The organism is Actinoplanes sp. CA-051413 (genome assembly GCF_050955795.1).
GTDB lineage: Bacteria > Actinomycetota > Actinomycetes > Mycobacteriales > Micromonosporaceae > Actinoplanes.
In genome coordinates, this window is the sequence record NZ_CP192100.1 from 7,294,216 (window position 1) to 7,318,326 (window position 24,111).

Below are 24,111 nucleotides of genomic sequence, written 5' to 3' on the forward strand. Positions count from 1 at the left end.
GCCCCTCAGACCCGGGCGCTCTGGTCGAGCCACAGTTTCTGCAGCATGTGCCAGTCCTGCGGGTGCTCGGCGATGCCCAGCTCGAACGCGTCGGCCAGCCGCTGAGTGGTGATCTTGACGCGGACGTCGAGGGCGCCCTCGTCCGGTTCGGGCAGCTCGATGCGGCGGATCCGGCCCAGCGAGCCGGTCGGGGTGAACCACAGGTCGGCCGCGTACAGCGGGGCGCCGGTGCGCAGGGCCAGGATCGCGGGGCCGGCCGGCATCCGGGTGCGGCCGCCGAAGAACCGCACCTCGATGCCGCGGGCGGACAGGTCACGGTCGGCGAGCAGGGGCACCGCGTACCCCTGGGTGGCTTTTTCGGCGAGCACGTCCAGCGGTGGCCGTTGGCCGCCGGTGAGCGGGAGCACCTCCATGCCGAGCTTCTCGCGGTACGCGATGAAGCGCTCGAACAGCCCTTCGGGCTTGAGTCGCTCCATGACCGTGACCAGCCGGTAGTCGTGCGAGACGACCCAGGCAGCGGCCGCGTCCCAGTTGGCCATGTGCGGCAGCGCCAGGATCGCGCCCTTGCCCTCGCCCAGGACGCGGTGGAACTCGTCCGCGTTGACCAGGTCGAAGTCGCGCAGGAAGTCGGCCCGGCTCCGCGAGGGCAGCCGGAAGGCCTCCATCCAGTACCGGGCGTACGAGCGCAGGCCGGCCCGGACCAGCTCGTCGAGCTCGGCCTCGGGCATGTCGGGGCCGACGACCATGCGCAGGTTGCGGCGCAGCCGCTGGGTGCCCGGGCCGTTGGCCTTGGCCGCACGGTCGGCGCCCCGGTCGAAGACGGCACGGGCGGCGCGCAGCGGCAGCATCCGCGTCACCCGCCAGCCGGCGGCGTAACCCAGCTCGGTCAGCTGATCCCGCCGCGAACTCACGCCGGACCGCCCGGCCCAGCCGGCACGCCCGGCCCGGCAGCAGCGGGCCCAGCCGACGTGGGCCCGGCCGGGACGACGTCCGACTTGGCCGCGTGGATCAGCCGCTGGAAGACCGTGATGATCGACAGCACCGACAGCACCCACAGCGCGGCCGGCAGGCCCCACTCCAGGCCGGCGGCGCCCAGCAGACCGCCGACACCCACGATGAGCAGGCGTTCGAGGCGCTCGGCGATGCCGACGTCGGCGTCCAGGCCGAGGCTCTGCGCGCGGGCCTTGACGTAGGAGACGACCTGGCCGAAGGCGAGCGAGATCAGCGCGGCGACCATGCCGCCGTACGGGTTGCCCTCGCCGGCCAGGTAGTAGGCGACGGCGCCGAAGACCGCGGCGTCGGCGATGCGGTCCATCGACGAGTCCAGCAGGGCGCCGAACTTGCCCGACGGTCCGCGCAGGCGGGCCATCGTGCCGTCGAGAGCGTCGGTGAGGGCGCTGGCCGTGACGATCACGGTGCCCCAGAACAGCTCACCGCGGGCGCCGAAGCCCAGGGCGCCGATCAGGACGCCGACGGTGCCGGCGACGGTCACCGCGTTCGGGGTGACGCCGAGGCGCAGCAGGAGGCGGGCGGTCGGATGGAGGACGTACGACACGAGGGCGCGAGCGGGCACGCTGACGATCTTTGCCATGGCCGTCCCACCATAACGGCGACCGGGGAGAACCGGTACGGCGTGCGTCACGCGTCGCCGGATCGTCACAAAGGCCGGTTGCTGACTACAAAGGGTTGCGGGGGTGACTGCGCCGGGTGTCAGATCCAAGGACGGGGGGCGTAACAGCCAGGAATGCCCGCCCGGGTCCCGCGGCAGCCGACGGGGTCGGGAGAATGGGCGCCGACCGCGGCTGCCGACAGGAGGGCGTCACCATGACGCAGAAGACCCAGGAGAAAGGGCTCACCGCACCGGTGGTGACCGAGCCCGGCAGAGTACGCAACGTGGTGCTGGTGGGCCACTCCGGCGCGGGCAAGACGACGCTGGTCGAGGCGCTGCTCGCGGCGACCGGCACCATCTCGCGTACGGGCACGGTGGCGGACGGCACCACGGTGACCGACCACGACCCTGCGGCCGTACGCCAGCAGCGGTCCGTCTCCCTCTCGTGCGCCCCGCTGGTGCACGAAGGAGTGAAGATCAACCTGCTCGACACCCCCGGCTACGCCGACTTCGTGGGTGAGCTGCGCGCCGGCCTGCGGGCCGCGGACGCCGCCGTCTTCGTGGTCTCGGCGGTCGACGGCGTGGACGAGGCGACCGTCTCCCTGTGGGAGGAGTGCGCCGCGATCGGCATGCCCCGGGCCGTGACGATCACCCGGCTGGACCATCCGCGCGCCGACTACGAGGGCACCCTGCAGGAGTGCCAGGAGGCGTTCGGCGAGAACGTCATGCCGATCTACCAGCCCATGCTCGGCGACGACGGCGCCTCCATCGCCGGCCTGCTGGGCCTGGTCACGCTGAAGGTGCTGGACTACTCGGCCGGCTATCCGCCGCGGGCCGGCGAGGCCGAGCGCGAGCACCTGCTGCCCATCAAGGACGACCGTGACCTGCTCATCGAGGGGATCATCGCCGAGAGCGAGGACGAGACCCTGATGGACCGGTACGTCGCCGGCGAGCTGATCAGCACCGACACGCTGATCCCGGACCTGGAGAAGGCGGTCGCCCGCGGCACCTTCTACCCGGTCATCCCGGTCTGCGCCGCGACCGGGGTCGGCCTGGACGCCCTGCTCGACGGCCTGGTCAGCGCCGCGCCGTCGCCCCTGGAGCACGACCTGCCGGTGGTCACCGGGGTGGACGGCAGCCCCCGCCCGCCGCTGACCTGCGACCCGGACGGCCCGCTGGTGGCCGAGGTGGTCAAGACGACGATCGACCGGCACGTCGGCCGGGTCTCGCTGGTCCGGGTCTTCTCCGGCACGCTGCGCCCCGAGCTGACCGTGCACGTCTCCGGGCACGGCCTCACCGAGCGGGGGCACCCCGACCACGACGCCGACGAACGGATCGCGCACGTCTACTCCCCGCTGGGCGCGCAGCTGCGCGAGGTGAGCGCCTGCGTCGCCGGGGACATCTGCGCGATCACCAAGTCGGGCAGCGCCGAGACCGGTGACACCATCTCCGCCAAGGACCAGCCGCTGCTCATGGAGCCGTGGAGCATGCCGGAGCCGCTGCTGCCGATCGCGGTGGTCGCCAAGACCCGCTCCGACGAGGACGCCCTGGCCAAGAATCTGGCCCGGCTCGTCGCCGGCGACCCCACGCTGCGGCTGGAACGCAATCCCGACACCCACCAGCAGGTGCTGTGGTGCATGGGCGAGTCGCACGCCGACGTGGTCCTCGAACGGCTGCGCGCCGGTGGCGTGGAGCTGGACACCGAGCCGGTGAAGGTGTCCCTGCGCGAGACCTTCAGCGCCCCGGCCGAGGGTCACGGCCGGCACGTCAAGCAGTCCGGCGGCCACGGCCAGTACGCCGTCTGCGCGATCAAGGTCGAGCCGCTGCCCCGCGGCAGCGGCTTCGAGTTCGTGGACAAGGTCGTGGGCGGCGCGGTGCCGCACAACTACATCCCGTCGGTGGAGAAGGGCGTACGTGCCCAGCTCGAACGGGGCATCGTCGCCGGTTACCCCGTGGTCGACCTGCGGGTGACGCTGGTGGACGGCAAGGCGCACAGCGTCGACTCCTCCGACGCCGCATTCCAGACGGCCGGGGCGCTGGCCCTGCGGACCGCGGCCGAGCAGGGTCAAGTGACGCTGCTGGAGCCGGTCGACGAGATCGTGGTGCGGGTGCCGGACACCTACGTCGGCCCGGTGATGAGTGACCTGTCCGGGCGCCGGGGCCGGCCGCTGGGCACCGAGGTGACCGAGGACGGCGACCACAGCCTGGTCCGGGCCGAGGTGCCGGCCACCGAGCTGGTCCGCTACGCGGTCGAGCTGCGCGCGCTCACCTCGGGCGCGGGCACCTTCAGCCGCACCTACGCCCGGCACGAGCCCATGCCGGCGCACCTGGCCGACGCCATCCGCAAGGAGCACGCGAGCAGGTAGCAGCGTTCACGCGACCGGCGCCATCGGGTAGGACGGCAGCTCGATGGCGTTGGCCGCGTCGTGCAGCGGCCGGGTGACGCGCTCGATGATCTGCCGCTTGAGCGGGTGGTACTTCAGCGTGCGCATGCCGTAGTTGCGCACCGCCAGCGAGAGCCGGCGGCCCGGGACCATGTCGCCGGCCATCTTGACGCCGAAGGCCAGGTTGCGTTCCACGTACGGGCGCAGCCTGGCCTCGTACCGGTCGAAGGCGGCCCGGTGGTCACCGGCCGCCGCGGCCAGCTCGCCGGCCAGCAGGTAGGCCCCGACCAGGGCCATGCTGGTGCCCTGGCCGGCCGCCGGTGACGGGCAGTGCGCGGCGTCGCCGAGCAGCACTACCCGGCCGGCGGAGTAGCGCGGCAGCTCGACCTGGTTGAGCGCGTCGAAGTAGACGTCGTCGGTGCTGCGCAGCAGGTCGAGGAAGCGCGGCACCTGCCAGCCCAGGCCGGCGAACCGGTCCGCCAGCACCTCCCGGCCCAGCGCCGGCTCGTCCGCGCCGAAGACCATGCCGACCTTGGCCGGCGCGGTGCCGCCGGTGCTGTAGGCGAAGACCATCCGGCCCGGCTCGGTGTAGAAGATCTCCTCCCGGTCCAGGCCCAGCTCGTTCGGCACGTCGAAGAACGCGATGTGCGCGCCCAGGTAGCGCAGCGGCACCTCCCCCATGGCCAGGCGCCGGGTGGCCGAGTGCACCCCGTCCGCGCCCACGACCAGGGCGAACCGGCGGGTGGCCCCGCTGGTGAAGGTGACGTCGACGCCGTCGGGGCCGTCGGTCATCGTGGCGATCGAGTCGCCGAAGACGTACTCCACGTCGGCCGCGGTGGCGTCGTACAGGATCCGGGTCAGGTCGGTGCGCATGACCTCGAGGTCGTCGCCGCGGCGGCCCATCAGCAGGTCGGCGTCGAGCTTGGCGATCTGCCGGCCGTCGCGCCGGACGTAGGTCACGTAGCGCATGCCGGTGTCCACCGACCGGGCCGCCTGGTAGAGGCCCATGCGTTTGAGGACGTCGGTGGCGGCGCCGCGGATGTCGACCTTGTAGCCGCCGTCGCGCAGGGCCGGGGCCCGCTCGACGACCGTGGGACGGAAGCCGTACCGGTGCAGTTGGTGGGCCAGGGCGGGACCGGCGAGGCCGGCGCCGGAGATGAGTACGTCGCGCTGCGTCATACGAATTACTATACAAACGTCTTACACGTTTGTATAGAACTTAGGATGGCGCCCATGGGACACCGCGAGGAGTTGCTGGCCGGGGCGAAGCGCTGCCTCCACGAGAAGGGCTACGCGCGGACCACCGCCCGTGACATCGTCGCGGCCTCGGGGACCAACCTCGGCTCGATCGGCTACCACTACGGCTCCACCCAGGCCTTGATGCAGGCGGCCATGCTCAGCGCGATCGAGGACTGGGGCGACGCGGTCGGGCTCGCACTGGCCACCGCCACCGGCGACGAGTCGGCGGACCCGCTGGTGCGCTACTGGCAGCGGGTGATCGGCAGCATCCGCAGCCACCGCGAGCTGTGGCTCGCCAGCATCGAGGCGATGCTGCAGAGCGAGCACTCCGCCGAGCTCAAGGCCCAGCTCGCCGAGGGCATCGAGCAGGGGCGGCGCGGCCTGGCCGCGATGCTCACCGGCCGGGACGAGGAGACGATCGACGAGCAGACGGTACGCACGATCGGCGCGGTCGCGATGGCCCTGATGTCGGGTGTGCTGACCCAGTGGCTGACCGACCCGGTCCGCGCGCCGTCCGCGGAGCAGATCGCCGCCGGGATCCGGGCCCTAAGCCTCGCCCCAGGCTTTCACGAGTAGGGCGCGGGTGTCGCCGAGCATCTGCGGCAGCACCTTGGTGCGGCCGATCACCGGCATGAAGTTGCCGTCGCCGCCCCACCGCGGCACCACGTGCTGGTGCAGGTGTGCCGCGATCCCGGCCCCGGCCACCGCGCCCTGGTTCATCCCCAGGTTGAAGCCGTGCGGGCTGCTCGCCCGCCGGATGACCCGCATCGCCCGCTGGGTGAAAGCGGCCAGCTCGACGGTCTCGGCGTCGGTCAGCTCGGTGTAGTCGGCGACGTGCCGGTACGGGCAGACCAGCAGGTGGCCCGGGTTGTACGGATACAGATTGAGCACCGCGAAGACGTGCTCACCGCGGGCCACCACGAGGCTCTCCCCCTCGTCGAGCCCGGGCGCCACGCAGAACGGGCAGCCGGCCGGTGCCTCGTAACCGCCCTCGGGCCGGTCCGCCCCCGAGATGTACGCCATCCGGTGCGGCGTCCAGAGCCGGTCGAGACCGTCCCGCTCCCCTGCGTCACTCACCCTCCCACCCTAGTCAGCCGGGCCGGTGCCCGCCCGGTGCCCGCCCGGTGCGCGCCGGACATCGACATTCGTCATAGAGTGTCGGCGATCGAGTGAGGTGGACGACCATGCGTGGGACGCATATCCGGCACCGTCGTGGTGTCCTGGTGAGCCTGATCGTGGCGGTGCTGGTGGTCGGCGTGACGGTGACGACCGTGGTCGCCCTGCGCACCGGCGACGACGAGCCGGTCGCACCGGGGGCCGCGCCGGCCGGCCTCGGCCGCCGCCCCTGGCAGGTCACCCTCGACGTGAACCAGACCTCCGGCTACGTGGTCACCGCCAGCGTCACCGACGGCGACCGGCAGACCCTCACCGTGCAGAACCTCGGGCTGGGCAGCAGCCCCGACGGCACGTACGGCGGTGAGGTGACCGCCTTCTCGCCGGGCACGCTGGACGAGAGCCAGTTCCGCGGTGCCGAGCAGATCGACGACCTCCGCTACCTGAAAGCGTTCTCCTTCGCCGGGCACACCGTCGGGGAGACCGAGCCGTGGCAGACGCCGGCGGTGGGCCGGCGGGACCCGTCCGGCACCTGGATCGTGGTCTACGCCGACACCTCCCGGGCCAAGGACAAGATCACCCGGGCGGACCTGCTCCGGCTCGCCGCCGCGGTGACCCTCGGCTCGCCCCGTGATCTGCGGCTGCCGCTGCGCCTCGGCGTCCGGATGCCCAAGGGCCTGGAGCTGACCTACCTCCGGTCGCCGGACCACCGGATCGACCGGGGAGAGACCGCTGTCGGCTTCAGCACCGGCTCCCGCGCGCCGTCGGGCGCGGCCGTCTACAACGGACTGCCGGGCGGCCTGGAGGTCGCCGTGCTGACCGCCGCCCGGGACGCGAACTGGGAGCGCAAGCGCGCGGCGCTGACCGGCCGGACCCAGGTCGGCAAGCTGCCGGCCTGGTACGAGCCCCGCGGCCGGCTGATCGTGGAAGCCGAGCACTGTGTCGTCACGGTGGAGTCGCTCTTCCCCCGGCGCGAGCTGGACGCGCTGATCGGGGAGCTCACCATCGGCGACTGCGCCGACCCGGACTCCTGGATCCCGCCGCTGAGCTGACGCGGGACCCAGGAGACGCGGGGATGTCTCAGGCCGCGGCCGGCCCGGTGTTGACCCGGCTGCGCACGATCTCGACCACGTGCGCGACCGCCTCGTCGAGCGGCACCCCGTTGCGCTGGGAGCCGTCGCGGTAGCGGAACGACACGGTGCCGCCGTTCACGTCGTCGTCGCCGGCGATCGCCATGAACGGGATCTTCTGCTGCTGGGCGGTGCGGATCTTCTTCTGCATCCGGTCGTCGGAGAAGTCGACCTCGGCCCGGATGCCCTCCTTGCGGAGCCGCGCCACGAACTCGGCCAGGTAGTCGGCGTGGTCGTCGCGGATCGGGATGCCGACCACCTGCACCGGCGCCAGCCAGGCCGGGAACGCGCCCGCGTAGTGCTCGGTCAGCACGCCGAAGAAGCGCTCGATCGAGCCGAACAACGCCCGGTGGATCATGATGGGCCGCTTGCGGGTGCCGTCCGCCGCCGAATACTCCAGCTCGAAGCGCTCCGGCAGGTTGAAGTCGAGCTGAATGGTCGACATCTGCCAGGTGCGGCCGATCGCGTCCTTGGCCTGCACGCTGATCTTCGGGCCGTAGAACGCCGCGCCGCCCGGGTCCGGCACCAGGTCCAGACCGGACTCGGTGGCCACCCGGCGCAGGGTCTCGGTGGCGCGCTCCCAGTTCTCCTCGGTGCCGACCGACTTCTCCGGGTTGCGGGTGGACAGCTCCAGATAGAAGTCGTCCAGGCCGTAGTCCTTGAGCAGCTGGAGCACGAAGGTCAGCAGCGAGGTGAGCTCGGCCTCCATCTGCTCCTCGGCGCAGAAGATGTGCGCGTCGTCCTGGGTCATGCCGCGGACCCGGGTGAGGCCGTGGATCACGCCGGACTTCTCGTAGCGGTACACGGTGCCGAACTCGAACATGCGCAACGGCAGCTCGCGGTATGACCGGCCCCGGGACCGGAAGATCAGGTTGTGGAACGGGCAGTTCATCGGCTTGAGGTAGTAGTTCGCGCCCTCCATCTCCATGGGCGGGAACATGCCGTCGGCGTACCAGTCGAGGTGGCCGGAGGTCTCGAACAGGTTGGCCTTGGTGATGTGCGGGGTGTTGACGAACGCGTACCCCGCCTCCTCGTGCTTCTGGCGCGAGTAGTTCTCCATCTCGCGCCGGATGATGCCGCCCTTGGGGTGGAACACCGGCAGGCCCGAGCCGAGCTCGTCGGGGAAGGAGAACAGGTCCAGGTCGGCGCCCAGCTTGCGGTGGTCGCGGCGGGCGGCCTCCTCCAGCAGCTTCAGGTACGCCTTCAGCTCGTCGCGGGTCGGCCACGCGGTGCCGTAGACCCGCTGGAGCTGCGGGTTCTTCTCACTGCCCCGCCAGTACGCGGCGGCCGAGCGCATCAGCTTGAAGGCGCCGATCATCCGGGTCGACGGCAGGTGCGGACCACGGCACAGGTCGCCCCAGACGCGCTTGCCGTCCTTGTCGATGTTGTCGTAGTGGGTGAGCTCGCCGGCGCCGACCTCCATGACCTCGTCGGCGTCCACCTCACCCTTGATGTCGACCAGCTCGAGCTTGTACGGCTCGTTCGCCAGCTCCACCTTGGCCTCGTCGAGCGAGCCGTACTCGCGGCGCCGGAACGTCTGGCCGGACTTGACGATCTCCTGCATCCGCTTCTCGAGCTTGGCCAGGTCGTCGGGCTGGAACGGCTTGGTCACGTCGAAGTCGTAGTAGAAGCCGTTCTCGATCGGCGGCCCGATGCCGAGCTTGGCCTCCGGGAAGACGTCCTGCACGGCCTGGGCCAGCACGTGCGCGGTCGAGTGCCGCAGCACGTTGAGCCCGTCCGGCGAGTCCAGCGGCACCGGGGTGACCTCGGTGTCCAGCTCGGGAGCCCAGTCCAGGTCACGCAACCGGCCGGCCGGGTCGCGCACGACCACGATCGCCTTCGGACCGGCGGCGGGCAGGCCGGCGGCGGCCACCGCGTCGGCCGCCGTCGTCCCGGCCGGGACGACCAGGCCCTCGGCGGGGGTACGGGGTGCAGACACAGTGGTTCTCCTTCGCGTGAAAACGGGGTCGAGCACGATGCTAGTAGGTCGCTCCGGTCAGGCCTCGCGCGACGCGGTCACCCAGTCGGGCAGCTCCTCGCGCGCCGCCAGCCAGGCCGCCGGGATCCCGTCCACCCCGGTGTACGCGGCGACGATGCCCCCGGCCATCGCGGCGGTGGTGTCCACGTCCCCGCCCGCGGTGACGCAGGCGGTGATCGCGGCCGGATAGTCGCCGAGGTGCCGGGCGGCGACCCAGACGGCGAACGGCACCGAGTCCGGCGCCGTCGACCTCGATCCGGTGCCGAGCTCGTACGCGGCCTCCGCGGGGTCGGTGAGGCGCTGGGCCCGTTCCAGGCCGTCCCGCACGTGTCCCGGGGCGACCCAGCCCGCGACAGCCGCCAGGAACTGCGCCGGCTCGGGCCGGTGACCGTCGAGGCGGGCCGCCGCCGCGATGGCCGCCGCAACAGTGACCGCCACCCCGCCGGCGATGCCCTCGGAGTGGGCGTGGGTGACCTCGGCCGCCCGGGCGCCCTGGGCCGCGGCGTGGGCCAGCGAGTCGGCGTGCCAGGCGCCGAGCGGGGCGGCCCGCATCGCGGCGCCGTTGCCGGCGGAGCCCTGACCGTCGAAGGCGGCCGCGGCGGCGATCGGCCACGGGGTGCCCTCGCGGATCTGCCGGAGCATGACCACCGCCCCCGGCCCGTAGCCGCGGTAGGCGTCGAAGTGCCGGCCGAGCAGGTCGGCGAAGTGGTCCCGGTCGAGGCTGAGCTCGTCACTGGCCGTCAGCGCGGCGACCAGGCAGCAGGCTTCCTCGGTGTCGTCGGTCCACGGCCACGGCGGGGTGGGCAGGTGGCCCCGGGAGAGGTCCGCGGCGTAATGGCCGGGGACGAAATACTGGGCGCCGAGCGCGTCGCCGACCGAGAGACCGGCCAGGCTGTCGGCGGCGAGGGCAAGACGTGCGTCGGGAAAGAGTGTGAAGGTCATCGGTACGCCCCATCCTATAGCGCCCGGTTTCCGGTGACTCTGAGTGATCGACGGCTGCCTCTGGATGACGGATTCGGCGTGGCTTGCCAAGGGCAGTACCTTCTCTGCATGGCCACGGTGTTGCTCGTCGAAGACGATCACGTCGTGCGCGGCGCCATGCTCCGGTCGCTGGCCGATCGGGGGCACGCCGTGCACGCCGTCGGCACAGCCCTGGACGCCCTGCGCCGGGTGGCCGCCGAGACCCCCGATCTGGTGGTGCTCGACCTGGGCCTGCCCGACCTGGACGGCTCGGACGCGCTGCGCATGCTGCGCGGCATCACCGACGTCCCGATCATCATCGCCACCGCCCGCGACGACGAGCAGACCGTGGTGCGGCTGCTGCGCGCCGGGGCCGACGACTACATGGTCAAGCCGTTCACCGGTGCCCACCTCGACGCGCGGATCACCACGGTGCTGCGCCGCGTCGGCCGGGCCAGCCGGACCGCCCAGCCCGCCGTGCACGAGGTCGGCGAGCTGCGGGTGGACGTCGGCGAACGCAGTGCCAGCCTGGCCGACCAGCCACTGGCGCTGACCCGCAAGGAATTCGACCTGCTGGCGTACCTGGCCGCCCGCCCGGGCCGGGTCGTGTCGCGCCGTGAGCTGTTGGAGGAGGTATGGCGACAGCCGTCAGTCGGCGAGGACCAGACGATCGACGTGCATCTGTACTGGCTACGTCGGAAACTGGGCGAATCCGCGGCGAAGCCTCGCTACCTGCGCACCGTGCGGGGGGTCGGATTCCGGTTGGTGGCGCCGGACTGAGGGCGCGGCTGGCCTACGTCAGCGCCGCCACCACCGCCATCGCCGCACTCGCGTTCCTCGTCCCGCTGGGCTGGGAGCTGCGTGAGGACCACCGTGACCAGGCCATGTCCACGGCCGAGCAGCGCAGCGCGCTGGTCGCCGGCGCCATCGCCGCCGGCGCGAACAAGAAGAACGTCGACGCCGCGGTCAAGAGCGCCGGCGGCGGGCTCGTCGTGCACCCGCCGGACACCGTGGGCGCCACCCGGGCCGGCGCCGACGACGTCCTGGACGCCGCCAAGGGCACCGAGGCGCTGGTCATCGAGGCCGAGGACGGGCTGGTCCGGCTCGAGCCGGTCCGCGCCGGCGACAAGACCTCGGTGGTCGAGGCCTTCGTCAGCGACGAGGAGCTCGGCGCGGGCACAGCCCGGGACTGGTGGATATTGCTCGGCATCATGCTCGGGCTGGTGCTGGGCTCGGTGATCGTGGTCGACCGGCTGGCCCGCGGCGCGGTGGCCTCGGTCCGCAACCTGGTGCACGCGGCGATGGCCGTCGGCGGCGGTGACCTCGGCGTGCGCATCCAGCCCTCCGGCCCGCGCGAGCTGGCCGAGGCCGGGTACGCGTTCAACCGCATGGCCGACCGCCTGGTCACCTCCCGCACCAGCGAGCGCGAGCTGGTCGCCGACCTGTCGCACCGGCTGCGCACTCCGCTGACCGTGCTGCGCCTGGACGCCGAGGCACTCGACCCGGACGACACCCACATCGGTGAGTTCTCCGCGGCCGAGCTCGACCGCCGGCGCGGGATCCGGCGCATCCGGCAGGCCATCGTGACCCTCGAGGGCGAGGTCGACCAGCTGATCAACACCACCCGGCAGGCCGTCGCCGCCCAGGTCGCGGCGCCCGAGGAGGGGCTCTGCGACGCCAGCGAGGTGGTCCGCGACCGGATGGTCTTCTGGTCCGCGCTGGCCGGCGACCAGGACCGCCAGTACCGGGTGGTCGGCGCGCACCTGCGCATCCCGGTGCCGGTGGCCCGGGCCGAGCTGGCCGCGGCCCTGGACGCCGTGCTCGGCAACGTCTTCCGTTACACCCCGCAGGGCACCGCGTTCGAGGTGGGCATCAGCCGCCGCGACGGCTGGGTCGCGCTGCGGGTCGACGACGCGGGGCCGGGCATCGACGACCCGGAGAAGGCCCTGCGCCGCGGCGAGAGCGAGCAGGGCTCGACCGGCCTGGGCCTGGACATCGCGCGGCGGGCGGCCCAGGCCACCGGCGGCTCGGTGAGCCTGGACCGGGCCGCGATGGGCGGGGCCAGCGTCGTCATGCTGCTGGCCGACGCCGAGGCCGCACCGAAACAGGTGAACCGTTTCGGCCTGGTCGGCCGGCTGGCCCGGGAACGGGATCCGGTGAAGCGCAAGTGGCCGCATCAACGCACGGACGACGCGTAGAAAACGGCCGCATCGCACCGAGCCCCGCGAAACAACCCGGACGGTACAACGATTGCTTAGATCTGTATTAAAGGCGTTCCCCTGGCGCTCCCGGGCTGGCAGGGTCTACCCCGATCCCATCCGGCCGGCCGGTCCGCAGCCCGACGCACGACCCCACACCACGGATCCGGCAGGCCACCTCGCGGTGGGAGGTGGTCACCCCATAACCCCCTCCCACCGCGCCCCCGCAGTACGAGGAGATGGTTTGTCCACCCACCGACGTCCCGCGCCGCGTGGGGAGGCGCCGTCCTCGCGACGGCGGGCTCCCGCCGACCGGGGACGCCGGCGTGCCAATCCCCGCCCGCACCGGCTGCTGCCGGTGCTGCTGGGCGTCGCGATGCTCGGCATCGGCGGCGTGGTCGGACCGAGCGTGGTCGGCGGCGGCTGGACCGGTGACGGCGACGGCCAGGACGGCGAGCGGATCACCTACGCCGCCCGGCCGGCCGACAACCCGGGCCTCGGCCTGGTCTACTTCGGGCTCAAGCCGGGTGACAAGGACTCGCTCTGCGCGGGCGTGTACGAGCTCGACGAGGAGACGTGCACCCACGGTCCCGACCCGGCCCCGGCCGGCCTGAAGGTCACCCGCGACGTCGCCCCGGTGACGGCCAAGGTGCCCGAGCCCGCCGACCCGGCCCGCGAGGCGGCATCCGTGCCCCCGGACGCCGAGATCGTCCGCGACCAGGGCGGCTCCGCACTGTCACCCGGCGCCCCGGCGCTGATCCCGGACGCGGCTCCCGGCGAGGCCGACTTCGTCATGGGTACGCACGACGTGGCCTGCGAGGGCGACGGGCGCACCGGCAAGCGGGTCCAGGTGCTCTACCTGCACGAGTTCGGCACCCCGAGCCGCTACGCCGACTTCCTCGGCTCGATGCGCACCTGGTCGGCCGGCGTCGACCAGATCTTCGACGCGAGCGCGGCCGAGACCGGCGGCTCGCGGCACGTGCGCTTCGTGACCACGCCGCAGTGCCGGGTCGACGTCGCCGAGGTCCAGGTGCCCGAGGCGGCGCTGGAGTCGTTCACCGGCAACATCGACGCGCTGCAGACGCTCGGTTACAACCGCACCGACCGCAAATACCTGATCTTCGCGGACACGAACGTGTACTGCGGCATCGGCACCTTCGTCGCCGACAAGCGGCCGGGGCTGGGCAACCGCAACAACGGCGGGCCGTCGTACGGCCGGGTCGACGCGGGCTGCTGGAGCTCGGTGGTGGCAGCGCGCGAGGTGACCCAGATGCTCGGCGCCCGGCTGCAGGACTCGCCGAACTCCACCGGCGCCGGCAGCTGCACCGACGACTACGACCTGATGTGCAACAAGGACCGCTCGGACACCGCCCTGCGTACGGTCTGCCCGAAGAAGCACGAGGACCGCCTCGACTGCGGCCACGACGACTACTTCAACACGAACCCGAAGCCGAAGAGCTACCTGGCGGACAACTGGAACGTGGCGCAGAGCGAGTTCCTGCTGCGCAGCGACGGCGGCGACGACATCCCGGACGCGCCGAACGCCGTACCGGCCGAGCCTGACGCGACCCCGCGGGCGACCCCCAGCAAGGCGGCTCCCGAGGGGCCGGAGGCCCCGGAGCCGACTGCCACCGGCGGCGACGCCTCCGACGGCGGTGGCGACGCGCTGCCGCCCGGCGCCGAGCCCGGCGCGACCGCGCCCGGCGTCCCGGCCCCCACGACCGGCGCTCCCGCGGCCGACCCGACCACGGCCGCCCCACCGCCGGTCCCCACGACCCCGGCAGCGGCTCCGGGCGTGCAGGCGGTCCTCGAGGTACGCGAGCCCAACAGCACCTCCGTACGGCTCACCTGGAGCGCCGCCGGGCCCAAGGCCGGCTACGACGTCGAGGTGGACGGCGTGAAGATCGCCACCACCGTGGCCACCCGGGCCAAGCTGATCGGCCTGCGCCCGGACGCCAAGTACCAGGTCGCGATCCGCAGCACGAACGGTTACCTGGCCAAGGGCACCGCCCAGTCGGCCCCCGCGGCGAGGCCCGCCGCGAACACGTGGTTCGTCCTGACCAACTCGCTCACCGGCGGTGCGGCGGACCTGTACGCCGCACGGACGGCCAACGGCACCCCGGTGACGCTCGGCGGCCCGGACGGCGACTCGCAGCAGCAGTGGAAGCTGGTCCCGGCCGCGGCCGGCGCGTTCTCCCTGCAGTCGCGGGCGACCGGCAAGTGCGTGATCCCGCTGGACGGCAACCCGGTGGCCGGTGCGCCGCTCGTGCAGGGCGACTGCACCTCGGCCGGCAGCGGCCGGTGGTCGCTGTTCGCCACGGACTACGGCTTCAGTCTGCGCACCACCGCCGGCGGCCTGGTCGCCGGCGTGGGCAGCCAGCGTTTCGGCGCTTCCCGGCTGCTCGTCCTGCAACAGCCGGAGCAGGCCCGGCACCAGAGTTGGACGGCGGTTCCCGGCTGAGATCCGGGCGATGGGAGTGACGATGCTGGACACCGACGTACGCACCGATCCGGAGCTGGAGCCGGACGAGGACCCGGGCCGGTTCAACCGGCGCCGGGTCGTCCGGATCGTGACGGTCCTGGTGCTGGGGATCCTCGCCGTGCTGGCGCTGTGGCAGGAGCCGCTCTACGCGGGCTTCCACTCCTCCGGCTACTGACCGGCGGCGTAGTCGTCGATCTCGGCCAGCAGCGCTGACTTGCCGGCCGGGGGCAGGAACGACGCGTGCACGGCCGCACGGGCGAGGCCGGCCACCCCGGCGGCATCGAGCTCGAGCAGCCGGGCGGCCACCGCGTACTCCTCCTCCAGGGTGGTGCCGAACATCGGCGGGTCGTCGGAGTTGATCGTGACCGGCACCCCGGCGGCGACCAGGACCGGCAGCGGGTGCTCGTCGATGCTGGGCACGGCCCGGGTCCGCACGTTGGAGGTCGGGCAGACCTCCAGCGGGATCCCGTGCTCGGCCAGGTAGGCCATCAGCTGCGGGTCCCGGGCGGCGGCGATGCCGTGCCCGATCCGTTCGGCGCCGAGGTCGCGCAGCGCGTCCCAGATGGTCTCCGGCCCGGTGGTCTCGCCCGCGTGCGGCACGCTGTGCAGCCCGGCCGCGCGGGCCTTGTCGAAGTACGGCTTGAACTGCGGCCGCGGCACGCCCACCTCGGGACCGCCGAGGCCGAAGCTGATCAGGCCGGCGGGCTGCTCGTCGAGCGCGATCCGCAGCGTCTCCTCGGCGGCGGCCAGCCCGGCCTCCCCGGGGATGTCGAAGCACCAGCGCAGGTCGACCCCGAAGTCGGCGGCGGCACCGGCCCGGGCGTCCTCGATGGCCGCGCAGAACGCCGGCGCCGGGATGCCGCGCCGCACGTGCGAGTACGGCGTCACGGTCAGCTCGGCGTAGCGGACCTGCTGGCGGGCGAGCTCGCGGGCCACCTCGTAGGTCAGCGTCCGGACGTCCTGGTCGTCGCGGATCAGGTCGACCACGCTCAGGTAGATCTCGATGAAGTGGCCGAAGTCGCGGAATGCGAAGTAGTCGGCCAGGGCGCCCGGGTCGGCCGGCACCGGGGTGTCCCCCTCGTGCCGGGCCGCCAGCTCGGCCACGATCCGCGGCGACGCCGAGCCGACGTGGTGCACGTGCAGCTCGGCCTTGGGCAGTCCGGCGATGAAGGCGGTCAGATCGGTCAACTTCTCCCCCTAGGCGATGGTCGCCACCGCGAAGATCCGGCGGAACGGGAACGCCACGTACCCGTTGCGGGCAGGGTATTCCGCCGTCAGCGTGGCACCGAGCGCGACCCGGAACTCGCGCCACGCCGGATCGTCCAGCGCGGCTTTCACCGGCCGCAGCGCGGTGCCCTCCATCCAGCGCAGCACCGGGTGCTCGGGCCCGGTGTCCGGGAGCAGGTGGATGTAAGTGGTCTCCCAGGCGTCCACGGCGGCTCCGGCGCCGGTCAGCAACGCGGCGTAGCCGACGGCGTCGTCCACCGGCGCCTCGCGGACGATGTCGCCGACGGTGTCCGCGTACGGGGCGCTGCGGGCCAGCGCACGCAGGGCGCGGTGTGAGGGTGCGTCGAAGTTGCCGGGGACCTGCATCGCGAACCAGGCGCCCGGCGGCAGGGCCGGGATCCACCGCTCGAGCAGCGCGCGGTGCTCCGGCACCCACTGCAGGACGGCGTTGGTGACGACCACATCGGTGTCGGGGCCGGGCTGCCAGTCGCCCACATCAGCAACCGCGAACTCCACGCCGGCGTCGAGCGCGCGAGCTTTGCCGATCATCTCGGGCGACGAGTCCAGGCCGGTGATCCGGGCGTCCGGCCAGCGCCGCGCGAGGCTCGCGGTGAGCTCGCCGGGGCCGCAGCCCAGGTCGGTGACGGCCCGCGGGTGCGGCGCGCCGATCCGGGCGACGAGGTCGTGGAACGGGCGGGCGCGCTCGTCACCGAAGCGGTGGTAGACGGTGGGATCCCACATGGCGATGCTCCAAACCGTACGTACGTCTTTTTTGCAGCGTACCATCGGCGGACTAGGCTCGGCGGCGTGGAAAATCGCAGCTTCGCCCGCATGGGGCGCACCGTCGGCGTGATCGGACTCGGCGCCTGGCAGCTCGGCGCCGACTGGGGCAGCGTGAGCGAGGACGACGCGCTCGCCACCCTGGGGGCGGCGGTCGACGCCGGCGTCACCTTCATCGACACCGCCGACGTCTACGGCGACGGCCGCAGCGAACAGGTCATCGGCAAGTTCATCAAGGACAAGCCGCAGCTCACCGTGGCCACCAAGATGGGCCGCCGGGTGGCCCAGGAGCCGGCCAACTACACGCTGGACAACTTCCGGGCCTGGACCGACCGCTCCCGCACCAACCTGGGCGTCGACACCCTCGACCTGGTGCAGCTGCACTGCCCGCCCACCCCGGTGTTCTCCACCGACGCGGTCTACGACGCGCTGGACACCCTGGTGCAGGAGAAGCGCATCGCGGCGTACGGCGTCAGCGTCGAGAAGGTCGACGAGGCACTGGCGGCCATCGCCCGCCCGGGCACCGCAAGCGTCCAGATCATCCTGAACGCGCTGCGCCTCAAGCCGCTGGAGCAGGTGCTGCCCGCAGCCGCCGAGGCGGGCGTCGGCATCATCGCCCGGGTGCCCCTGGCCAGCGGCCTGCTGTCCGGACGGTACGACGAGCACACCACGTTCAGCGAGGACGACCACCGCACGTACAACCGGCACGGCGAGGCCTTCGACGTCGGCGAAACCTTCTCCGGCGTCGACTTCGGCACCGGCCTGCAGGCGGTCCGGCGTCTGCTGCCGCACGTCCCGACGGGCGCGACCATGGCCCAGTTCGCACTGCGCTGGATCATCGACCAGCCCGCGGTCACCGTGGTCATCCCCGGCGCCCGCAACGCGGAGCAGGCCCGGGCCAACGCCGCGGCGGCCGAGCTGGCCCCGCTGGGCGACGAGGCCCACGAGGTGGTCCGGTCGGTCTACGACGAGCTGATCCGCCCCCAGGTCCATGACCGCTGGTGAGGGCACGCCGATGAAAGGCTGGCCGTGGCTGACCGCGGGCCTGCTCGGCGTGGTGCTGGGCGTGCTGTGGACGGCTCAGGGCCTCGACCTGCTCGGCGGCAGCGTGATGAGCGGCGTGACGATCTGGGCGGTCATCGGGCCGATCGTCGCTGTGGTGGGGCTGGTGCTGATCGTCCTCGGGGTTCGTATCCGGGCCCGTAGTAAGTCTCAGCCGTAGGTCTTTTGCTTTCGTGCCTGGGTTGCGCTGGGGGGCTTGGGGGCGGGGATGACCCACGCAGCTCGTCAGGCTTGATATCTGCGTGGGTCATCCCCGCCCCCAAGCCCGCTGTGGTCCGGCTTTCTGGTCCCCTGCCAGCTTTCCGGCCGGGCGGGATCCCTCGGGCTCCTCGGAGGGTCGGCGTCGCCGGTCCATCAGGGAGTCCGCAGCCATCCCCGGCCGAGGCAGGCCTTCTGGTCGCACGAGGGTCAGCCCGCAGCTCGCAGTCCGCAGCTCGGGCCGGCGATGCCGACGCAGCCTGGCCCAGGTGCGGCTGGCCCGGCCAGGCTGGTCCAACGCAAAGCTGGCCCAGGCTTGGCTCGCCCACGCGCAGGTCTCCCAGGCGCAGCTCGTGGGTGAGGCTCGGCCAAGCGTCGTTGGCCTTAGCACCGCTCGCCTAGCCACGGCCCGACCAGGCGCAGCTCACCCAAGCGAAGCTCGGCCAGGCGCAACTCACCAAGCACAGCTCACCCCAAGCACGGCTCGGCCAAGCACGGCCCGGCCAGGCGCAGCTCGCCCAAGCACGGCGGGGCCAGGCCCGGCACGGCACGGCCCGGCACGGCACGGCACGGCTTGGCCATGCACGGCACGGCTTGGCCATGCACGGCAAGCACGGCTCGGCCGGCATTCGGTGTCGTGGCCGCTCGCAGTGTCCACATGCCGGGCTTGCACGTCAGCCTGACCCGACGAGGGGAAGCCAGTGCCAACCTGAGCTCCAGCGAAGGCGGCCAGGCCACCAACCACGCGACCGCAGCAGGAGACGACGCCGAAAGGCAGCCTCCGCCCCACACCCCCCGCACACGCGGCTCCGGACGGCGCGGCGGAGCGGCCCTGGCCGCACGTCACCTCGACGCACGTGGCAGGTGAGGCACTGTCGGGAACCAGTGACGGCGCCGAGCTGGCAGCTTGCCTCGATGGCGGGGCACACGGTGGCCCAGCTCGTTGGGGCCCGCGCTTGCTGAGGCCGTTCAGTCGCAGTTGTGATGCCGCCGGCGAACCAACCAGGGTGACCACAACGGGCTTGGGGGCGGGGATGACCCACGCAGATATCAAGCCTGACGGTCTGCGTGGGTCATCCCCGCCCCCAAGCCCCCCAGCGCAACGACCAAAAAAACACACAGAAAAACCCCGCACCCCTCGAAGAAGGGATGCGGGGTCACTCAGGCCGATCTCCGCCAGGCGATCGGCGGCCGGCGTCGCCGCCGGCAGGATGGTCTCAGAGCGGGCGAACCTGCTCCGCCTGAGGGCCCTTCTGGCCCTGGGCGATCTCGAATTCGACCCGCTGGTTCTCTTCCAGACTGCGGTAGCCGCTCGTCTGGATGGCCGAGAAGTGGACGAACACGTCAGCACCCCCGCCATCGACGGTGATAAAGCCGAAGCCCTTGTCTGCGTTGAACCACTTCACGGTTCCCTGCGCCATGCTGAACTCTCCTTCTGAAAATGCCGGCCCGGTGATGCGGGGCCGATGGTCGTTTCCGCGCAGCGGCCGCCGCGAGGGGCGGCGTTTCAGCAGGACGAGCCTCTGAACCACGTACACGAAAACTGGCCACACTGTACCCGAAGAACCAGCCCGAAAGCTGCCCCTCAGCCGAATCCCGTCGACTTGGACAGAACCGGAAAAGGCCTCCGGCGCCGCTTGAGCGGCGCCGGAGGCCTCGACGTGCGTCTATGTAGGCGATCGATCAGTCGGGCCATTCCCCGGTGATCTTGCGGACACCGGCCGCCCCGCCGCGGTCGACGAGGGCCTTGACCGTCGCGAAGATCGCGCCCTGCAGCGCGGCCGCGGCGATGATCTCGCCCCAGCCGCGGTCCTCATCGGTGGCGTTCGGGGCGTCGTCGTCCCCGGAGGCGAACTTCCAGATCTCCTTGAAGACGAAGCCCGCGACCGCGCCGGCCCCGATGCCCAGCAACAGGCCGACCGGCTTGTACGCCACCTTCTGAAGCTTGTTGCTCACTTACGCCTCCCGCGCACGATGAGGATGATGCCGACCAGCGCCACCCCGGCCGCGAGCACGGCGGCGAAGGGGATGGGGTTGCGCTGCACCTGGACGCGCGCGTCCTGCGCCTTGTCCAGGACGCCCGACTCCTTGACCTTGTCCAGGGCGCCGGATTCCTTCACCTTGTCGCCGGCCAGGGCGACCTTGTCGCCGGCCTGCGCCTTGGCGGTGCGGACCTTCTCGGACGCGACGCCGACCGCGGCAGCCGCAGCCTCGCGGACCTTGCCGGTCGTCTCGTGCACCTGCGCCTTGGCCCGCTGCTTGGTCTGCTCGACCTGCTCCTTGGCCCGGGCCTTGACGTCCGCCTTGGCCGCGAGGGCCTGGACCGTCTCACCGAGCTCGGCGCGGGTCTGCTTGATGTCCTCGCGCAGGGCCGCCACGTCCGGCTTGCCTGCCGACGTGGACCCGTTCTTGTCACTCATGCCCGGCTCCTGCTCTTGATCGCGTGCTTCACTTCGTCGACGTCCGCCTTCGCGCTGGCGATGGCGGCCGAGGGCTCCGGCGGGACCGCCTGGGTGACCTGCTTCTTGCCGAGCAGCGCCAGCACGCCGGCCGAGGCGAAGAGCACCACGGTCACGATCAGTGCGGCCAGCCACAGCGGCAGGAACAGGTCGAGGACGATGATCAGCGTGGCGAACAGCGCGCCGACGCCGTACAGGGCCAGCACCCCTCCGCCGCCGAACAGACCCACACCGATGCCGGCGTGCTTACCCTTCTCGGTGAGCTCCGCCTTCGCGAGCGCGATCTCATCCTTGACCAGGCGGGAGATCTGCTCGCTCGCCTTCTGTACCAATTCCGAGGTGGACTGGTCGGTCCCCGGACGGGCCGGGCTACCGTTCAGGACATCGGCCATGGTGTCCTCCTTTCCCAATGGAGCCTCTATGCCCTGCACAGGGCCTGGTCAATCCTCGCCTGCCGGAGCCGAAATTACTGCCTGATACCGGACGTGGCGGCAGATGTCTGCTCTTCCGGACCACTGAAGGCCGCCGCACGCTCGTCACCGTCCCCGGCGCCGCTGAACACGCGGGCGTCGTCGTGGGTGGCGGTGTCGTCCGCCGGCGCGGTGACAGCGCTTGCGGGCACTGCCCGTTCACCCTGGGAAAGGTCTGCGCGCAGCCGTGGCAGCGAGTCGCGCCGGTGCTCGAAGACCCAGGTCACCAGGCGCTCGCGGACCAGGCAGCGCAGGTCCCACAGGGAACCCGCGTCGTGCGCGCTGACCAGGGCGCGGAGCCGGATCATGCCGCCGGTCGCCTCGGTCACCTGCAGCACGCAGACCCGGCCGTCCCACAGCTCGCTGCCCTCGCAGACGGCGCGCAGCTCGGCGCGCATCGGCTCGACCGGCGCCGACCAGTCGACGTCGATCTCCGCGGTGCCGAGCACGGCGGAACCGGTACGGGTCCAGTTCTGGAACGGCTTGGTGGTGAAGTACGAGGTCGGCAGGATCAGCCGGCGGTCGTCCCAGATCTGCACCGCGACGTACGTCAGGGTCAGCTCCTCGATCCGGCCCCACTCCCCCTCGACGACCACCACGTCGTCGATGCGGACCGCGTCGCTGAAGGCGAGCTGGAGGCCGGCGATGAGATTGCCCAGGGTGCTCTGGGCGGCGAGCGCGGCGATGACGCTGATCACGCCGGCCGAGGCGAGCACGCTGGCGCCCAGGGCTCGTACGTCCGGGAAGGTCATCAGCATGACGCCGATGGTCAGCACCACGATGGCGGCGATCGTGACCCGGCGCATTATCACGACCTGGGTCTTGACCCGGCGGGCCTTCATGTTGTCCGGGACGTCGACCCGCCAGCGGGCCAGGGCGACGTCCTCCAGCACGAGCAGCAACGCGCCGACGAGCCAGGCGACCGAGGCGATCACCAGCAGGACGAGGGCGTGCAGCACCCCGTCCCGGCCGGTGAACTCACCGGCGTAGGTGCGGACGGCCTGCTGCACGGCGTAGATGGTGACGCTGGTCAGGAACGGCTTGTGCGCCGTACTGGCCAGGTCGTTGAGCAGGGTCGAGCGGCGCCCGAGCCGTTTGACGACCCAGTGCACCGCCTCGACCAGGACGATCGCCGCACCCGCCGCGATGACGACGGCGAGCAGGGCGGTGAGCACGCTGGTCACGGGTTCCCTCTCCAGAATTCAGGGGTCGTTGCCAGCGCTCTACCTTGCCCTGCCCGCCTGTGCGAAGACACGTCTTCCACCCGCTTCGAGCTTGGTTCTGCGTCACACCTTGCGGTAGCGAGCCTGCGAGAAGCAGTAGACACCGAAGGCCGCGATGCCCAGCGCGACCAGGCCCAGCAGCCACGGGCCGTACGACTGCTCGGCCAGCAGGCGCAGCGCCGCGTCCAGGCCGCGGGCCTTCTCCGCGTCGTAGGTCACGGCCGCGGCCACGATCAGGCCACCGGCGATCGCGTACGCGACGCCCTTGGCGGAGTAGCCGGCGACACCGAGGCGACGCGTGGTCTTGCGGACGGACGGGCTCATCTGCTGGGTGTTGAGGTGCTTCTCGAACTTCTTGGTGACGCCGTAGATCACCAGGCCGACGCCGACGCCGACCACCACGAGGCCGATCAGCCCGACCAGCCAGCGGCCGCCCGAGTTGGCCATCAGGCTGGAGGCGCCCTTCTCCTGGCTGTCGCCGGTGGAGGCGTTCGCGCCCTGCAGCACCCGGATGGCGATCCAGGCGAACGACAGGTAGATCACCGCGCGGACGCCGGAGACGACGCGCTCGGCGAGTGCCTCCTTGTCCTGCGGGCCACTCTCGCCGATGGCGGCCTCGAAAGCCTGCCAGAGGGCCAGGGCGATCATGCCGATGACGGCGATCACCAGCATCGTCTTGCCGAACGGCTTGCCGGCCAGGCTCTGCAGCGCGCCGGACTGGTCACTCTCACCCTTCGAGTCGCCCAGGGCGACCTGCAGGGCCAGCCAGGCGAAGAGCAGGTGGATGACGCCGTACACGATGAAGCCACCGCGGGCGAGATATTCGAGGGGTTTGCTGTCGGCAGCACGCGACGCGGTGCTCCGGGCTTGCTGGGTGGCAGACATGCTGCCCAGATTGACCTGGGGCAACATTTTTGAAACCTGCCACCCGTGCCACCCGGACCTGCTAGCGGGAAACCTGGAAGCCGATCTGGTCGGCGGTGATGCTGTCCAGCGACACCTGGAGGCCGCCGACGTCCACGGCCTGCTGTCCCTTGGTGAGCTGGACCTGCTCGCCGGCCACCTCGAGGGTGACGGTGTTGGCGTCGGCGCTGACGAACTTGGCCTCCACGCCGAGCACGCTGGCGCTCGCGCTGGTGCTGCGGTCGAGGGTCACGGTGCACTGGTCCAGGCCGCAGTCGACGTTGTCGCTGCTGCATCCGGCCAGCAGGGTCAGACCGAGGACGGCTGAGGTGAACAGGGCGGCGATGCGCGGTGCTGCGGTGTTCATCACCCGATCAAGAGTACGGGCCGCAAGCCACCCTAGGCTGGCGACATGGACGTCACCGTGCAGGACAACCCGGCCCGCCACCGCTTCGAGATCCTGCTCGACGGCGAGGTCGGCGGGTTCGCCGACTACCGCGAGCGCGACGGTGCCGTGGTCGTCGTGCACAGCGAGGTGGACCCGGCGCACCGTGGCCAGGGCCTGGGCAGCGTGCTGGCCGCGCAGACCCTGGACGCCCTGCGGGCCCGTGGGGCGAAGGTGGTGCCCGCCTGCCCGTTCTTCGCGCGCTACGTCGCGGACCACCCCGAGTACGACGACATCATCGGCTGAGCGGC

General features: G+C 71.9%; 25 protein-coding genes. 10 read left to right on the forward strand and 15 right to left on the reverse strand.

Annotated elements, in window-relative coordinates:
• Positions 1-5: 5 nt before the first annotated feature.
• Together ACQP2Y_RS34315 and pgsA are read right to left on the reverse strand one after the other, a co-directional pair.
• Positions 6-848, reverse strand: a complete 843-nt coding sequence (locus ACQP2Y_RS34315) for a phosphatidylinositol mannoside acyltransferase (protein ID WP_433732175.1) — start codon at positions 846-848, stop codon at positions 6-8.
• Positions 849-907: 59 nt separating this feature from the next.
• A complete protein-coding gene (gene pgsA, locus ACQP2Y_RS34320) occupies positions 908-1,591 on the reverse strand; it encodes a phosphatidylinositol phosphate synthase (RefSeq protein ID WP_433720071.1) in 684 nt (227 codons plus the stop codon).
• Between the two features lie 233 nt (positions 1,592-1,824).
• On the opposite strand from pgsA, the gene ACQP2Y_RS34325 reads away from it, so the two are divergent.
• On the forward strand, positions 1,825-3,975 hold the full coding sequence (locus ACQP2Y_RS34325; protein WP_433720073.1) for an elongation factor G-like protein EF-G2: 2,151 nt from the start codon (positions 1,825-1,827) through the stop codon (positions 3,973-3,975).
• 6 nt (positions 3,976-3,981) lie between these two features.
• On the opposite strand, the gene ACQP2Y_RS34330 is transcribed toward ACQP2Y_RS34325, so the two are convergent.
• Entirely contained in the window at positions 3,982-5,172 is a 1,191-nt protein-coding gene (locus tag ACQP2Y_RS34330; protein WP_433720075.1) for an FAD-dependent monooxygenase, read from the reverse strand.
• A 54-nt stretch (positions 5,173-5,226) separates the two neighbouring features.
• On the opposite strand from ACQP2Y_RS34330, the gene ACQP2Y_RS34335 reads away from it, so the two are divergent.
• Complete coding sequence (locus tag ACQP2Y_RS34335; RefSeq protein WP_433720077.1) at positions 5,227-5,808, forward strand: TetR/AcrR family transcriptional regulator; 582 nt, start codon at positions 5,227-5,229, stop codon at positions 5,806-5,808.
• Here the strand turns inward: ACQP2Y_RS34335 and ACQP2Y_RS34340 are convergent.
• The gene (locus ACQP2Y_RS34340; protein ID WP_433732177.1) at positions 5,779-6,255 is read right to left on the reverse strand and encodes an HIT family protein; all 477 of its coding nucleotides are present in this window, start codon (positions 6,253-6,255) and stop codon (positions 5,779-5,781) included. The two genes, ACQP2Y_RS34335 and ACQP2Y_RS34340, sit on opposite strands and share 30 nt — an antisense overlap.
• 161 nt (positions 6,256-6,416) lie before the next feature.
• Here ACQP2Y_RS34340 and ACQP2Y_RS34345 point away from each other — a divergent pair, with 161 nt between their 5' ends.
• Positions 6,417-7,397, forward strand: coding sequence for a hypothetical protein (locus ACQP2Y_RS34345; protein ID WP_433720079.1), 981 nt, complete (start codon positions 6,417-6,419; stop codon positions 7,395-7,397).
• Between the two features lie 28 nt (positions 7,398-7,425).
• On the opposite strand, the gene thrS is transcribed toward ACQP2Y_RS34345, so the two are convergent.
• Together thrS and ACQP2Y_RS34355 are read right to left on the reverse strand one after the other, a co-directional pair.
• Entirely contained in the window at positions 7,426-9,414 is a 1,989-nt protein-coding gene (gene thrS / locus ACQP2Y_RS34350) for a threonine--tRNA ligase (protein WP_433720081.1), read from the reverse strand.
• A gap of 57 nt (positions 9,415-9,471) precedes the next feature.
• Positions 9,472-10,395 (reverse strand): ADP-ribosylglycohydrolase family protein, encoded by a 924-nt coding sequence (locus ACQP2Y_RS34355; RefSeq protein WP_433720083.1) that lies wholly within the window; start codon positions 10,393-10,395, stop codon positions 9,472-9,474.
• 108 nt (positions 10,396-10,503) lie between these two features.
• Between ACQP2Y_RS34355 and ACQP2Y_RS34360 the strand changes: the two genes are divergently transcribed.
• From ACQP2Y_RS34360 to ACQP2Y_RS34375, 4 genes are all read left to right on the forward strand, one after another.
• The gene (locus ACQP2Y_RS34360) at positions 10,504-11,193 is read left to right on the forward strand and encodes a response regulator transcription factor (RefSeq protein ID WP_203766725.1); all 690 of its coding nucleotides are present in this window, start codon (positions 10,504-10,506) and stop codon (positions 11,191-11,193) included.
• Between the two features lie 104 nt (positions 11,194-11,297).
• Positions 11,298-12,611 carry a HAMP domain-containing sensor histidine kinase gene (locus ACQP2Y_RS34365; protein WP_433720085.1) on the forward strand — a complete coding sequence of 438 codons (1,314 nt, stop codon included), beginning with the start codon at positions 11,298-11,300 and terminating at the stop codon, positions 12,609-12,611.
• A 244-nt stretch (positions 12,612-12,855) separates the two neighbouring features.
• The gene (locus tag ACQP2Y_RS34370) at positions 12,856-15,072 is read left to right on the forward strand and encodes an RICIN domain-containing protein (RefSeq protein ID WP_433720087.1); all 2,217 of its coding nucleotides are present in this window, start codon (positions 12,856-12,858) and stop codon (positions 15,070-15,072) included.
• Positions 15,073-15,082: 10 nt separating this feature from the next.
• Positions 15,083-15,268 (forward strand): hypothetical protein, encoded by a 186-nt coding sequence (locus ACQP2Y_RS34375; RefSeq protein WP_433720089.1) that lies wholly within the window; start codon positions 15,083-15,085, stop codon positions 15,266-15,268.
• On the opposite strand, the gene ACQP2Y_RS34380 is transcribed toward ACQP2Y_RS34375, so the two are convergent.
• Together ACQP2Y_RS34380 and ACQP2Y_RS34385 are read right to left on the reverse strand one after the other, a co-directional pair.
• Entirely contained in the window at positions 15,262-16,281 is a 1,020-nt protein-coding gene (locus ACQP2Y_RS34380; protein WP_433720091.1) for an adenosine deaminase, read from the reverse strand. The genes ACQP2Y_RS34375 and ACQP2Y_RS34380 overlap by 7 nt on opposite strands.
• Positions 16,282-16,290: 9 nt before the next feature.
• Positions 16,291-17,061 carry a trans-aconitate 2-methyltransferase gene (locus ACQP2Y_RS34385; protein ID WP_433720093.1) on the reverse strand — a complete coding sequence of 257 codons (771 nt, stop codon included), beginning with the start codon at positions 17,059-17,061 and terminating at the stop codon, positions 16,291-16,293.
• 66 nt (positions 17,062-17,127) lie between these two features.
• On the opposite strand from ACQP2Y_RS34385, the gene ACQP2Y_RS34390 reads away from it, so the two are divergent.
• Together ACQP2Y_RS34390 and ACQP2Y_RS34395 are read left to right on the forward strand one after the other, a co-directional pair.
• Entirely contained in the window at positions 17,128-18,105 is a 978-nt protein-coding gene (locus tag ACQP2Y_RS34390; protein ID WP_433720095.1) for an aldo/keto reductase, read from the forward strand.
• Positions 18,092-18,322: a hypothetical protein gene (locus tag ACQP2Y_RS34395; protein ID WP_433720097.1), complete on the forward strand. Its 231-nt coding sequence runs from the start codon at positions 18,092-18,094 to the stop codon at positions 18,320-18,322. The genes ACQP2Y_RS34390 and ACQP2Y_RS34395 overlap by 14 nt, the downstream gene beginning before the upstream one ends.
• 1,255 nt (positions 18,323-19,577) lie before the next feature.
• On the opposite strand, the gene ACQP2Y_RS34400 is transcribed toward ACQP2Y_RS34395, so the two are convergent.
• The 7 genes from ACQP2Y_RS34400 to ACQP2Y_RS34430 form a co-directional block, all read right to left on the reverse strand.
• Positions 19,578-19,781 carry a cold-shock protein gene (locus ACQP2Y_RS34400; RefSeq protein ID WP_007458127.1) on the reverse strand — a complete coding sequence of 68 codons (204 nt, stop codon included), beginning with the start codon at positions 19,779-19,781 and terminating at the stop codon, positions 19,578-19,580.
• Between the two features lie 262 nt (positions 19,782-20,043).
• On the reverse strand, positions 20,044-20,316 hold the full coding sequence (locus ACQP2Y_RS34405) for a DUF4235 domain-containing protein (RefSeq protein WP_360821605.1): 273 nt from the start codon (positions 20,314-20,316) through the stop codon (positions 20,044-20,046).
• A complete protein-coding gene (locus ACQP2Y_RS34410) occupies positions 20,313-20,780 on the reverse strand; it encodes a DUF3618 domain-containing protein (RefSeq protein WP_360821607.1) in 468 nt (155 codons plus the stop codon). The genes ACQP2Y_RS34405 and ACQP2Y_RS34410 overlap by 4 nt, the downstream gene beginning before the upstream one ends.
• Positions 20,777-21,211 carry a phage holin family protein gene (locus ACQP2Y_RS34415; RefSeq protein ID WP_360553347.1) on the reverse strand — a complete coding sequence of 145 codons (435 nt, stop codon included), beginning with the start codon at positions 21,209-21,211 and terminating at the stop codon, positions 20,777-20,779. The genes ACQP2Y_RS34410 and ACQP2Y_RS34415 overlap by 4 nt, the downstream gene beginning before the upstream one ends.
• Positions 21,212-21,285: 74 nt before the next feature.
• Positions 21,286-22,473 (reverse strand): mechanosensitive ion channel family protein, encoded by a 1,188-nt coding sequence (locus tag ACQP2Y_RS34420; RefSeq protein ID WP_433720100.1) that lies wholly within the window; start codon positions 22,471-22,473, stop codon positions 21,286-21,288.
• A 102-nt stretch (positions 22,474-22,575) separates the two neighbouring features.
• On the reverse strand, positions 22,576-23,397 hold the full coding sequence (locus tag ACQP2Y_RS34425) for a DUF1206 domain-containing protein (RefSeq protein WP_433720102.1): 822 nt from the start codon (positions 23,395-23,397) through the stop codon (positions 22,576-22,578).
• A gap of 61 nt (positions 23,398-23,458) precedes the next feature.
• Positions 23,459-23,782 (reverse strand): hypothetical protein, encoded by a 324-nt coding sequence (locus tag ACQP2Y_RS34430; RefSeq protein ID WP_360553364.1) that lies wholly within the window; start codon positions 23,780-23,782, stop codon positions 23,459-23,461.
• Positions 23,783-23,827: 45 nt separating this feature from the next.
• Between ACQP2Y_RS34430 and ACQP2Y_RS34435 the strand changes: the two genes are divergently transcribed.
• Complete coding sequence (locus ACQP2Y_RS34435) at positions 23,828-24,106, forward strand: GNAT family N-acetyltransferase (RefSeq protein ID WP_433720104.1); 279 nt, start codon at positions 23,828-23,830, stop codon at positions 24,104-24,106.
• Positions 24,107-24,111: the final 5 nt, after the last annotated feature.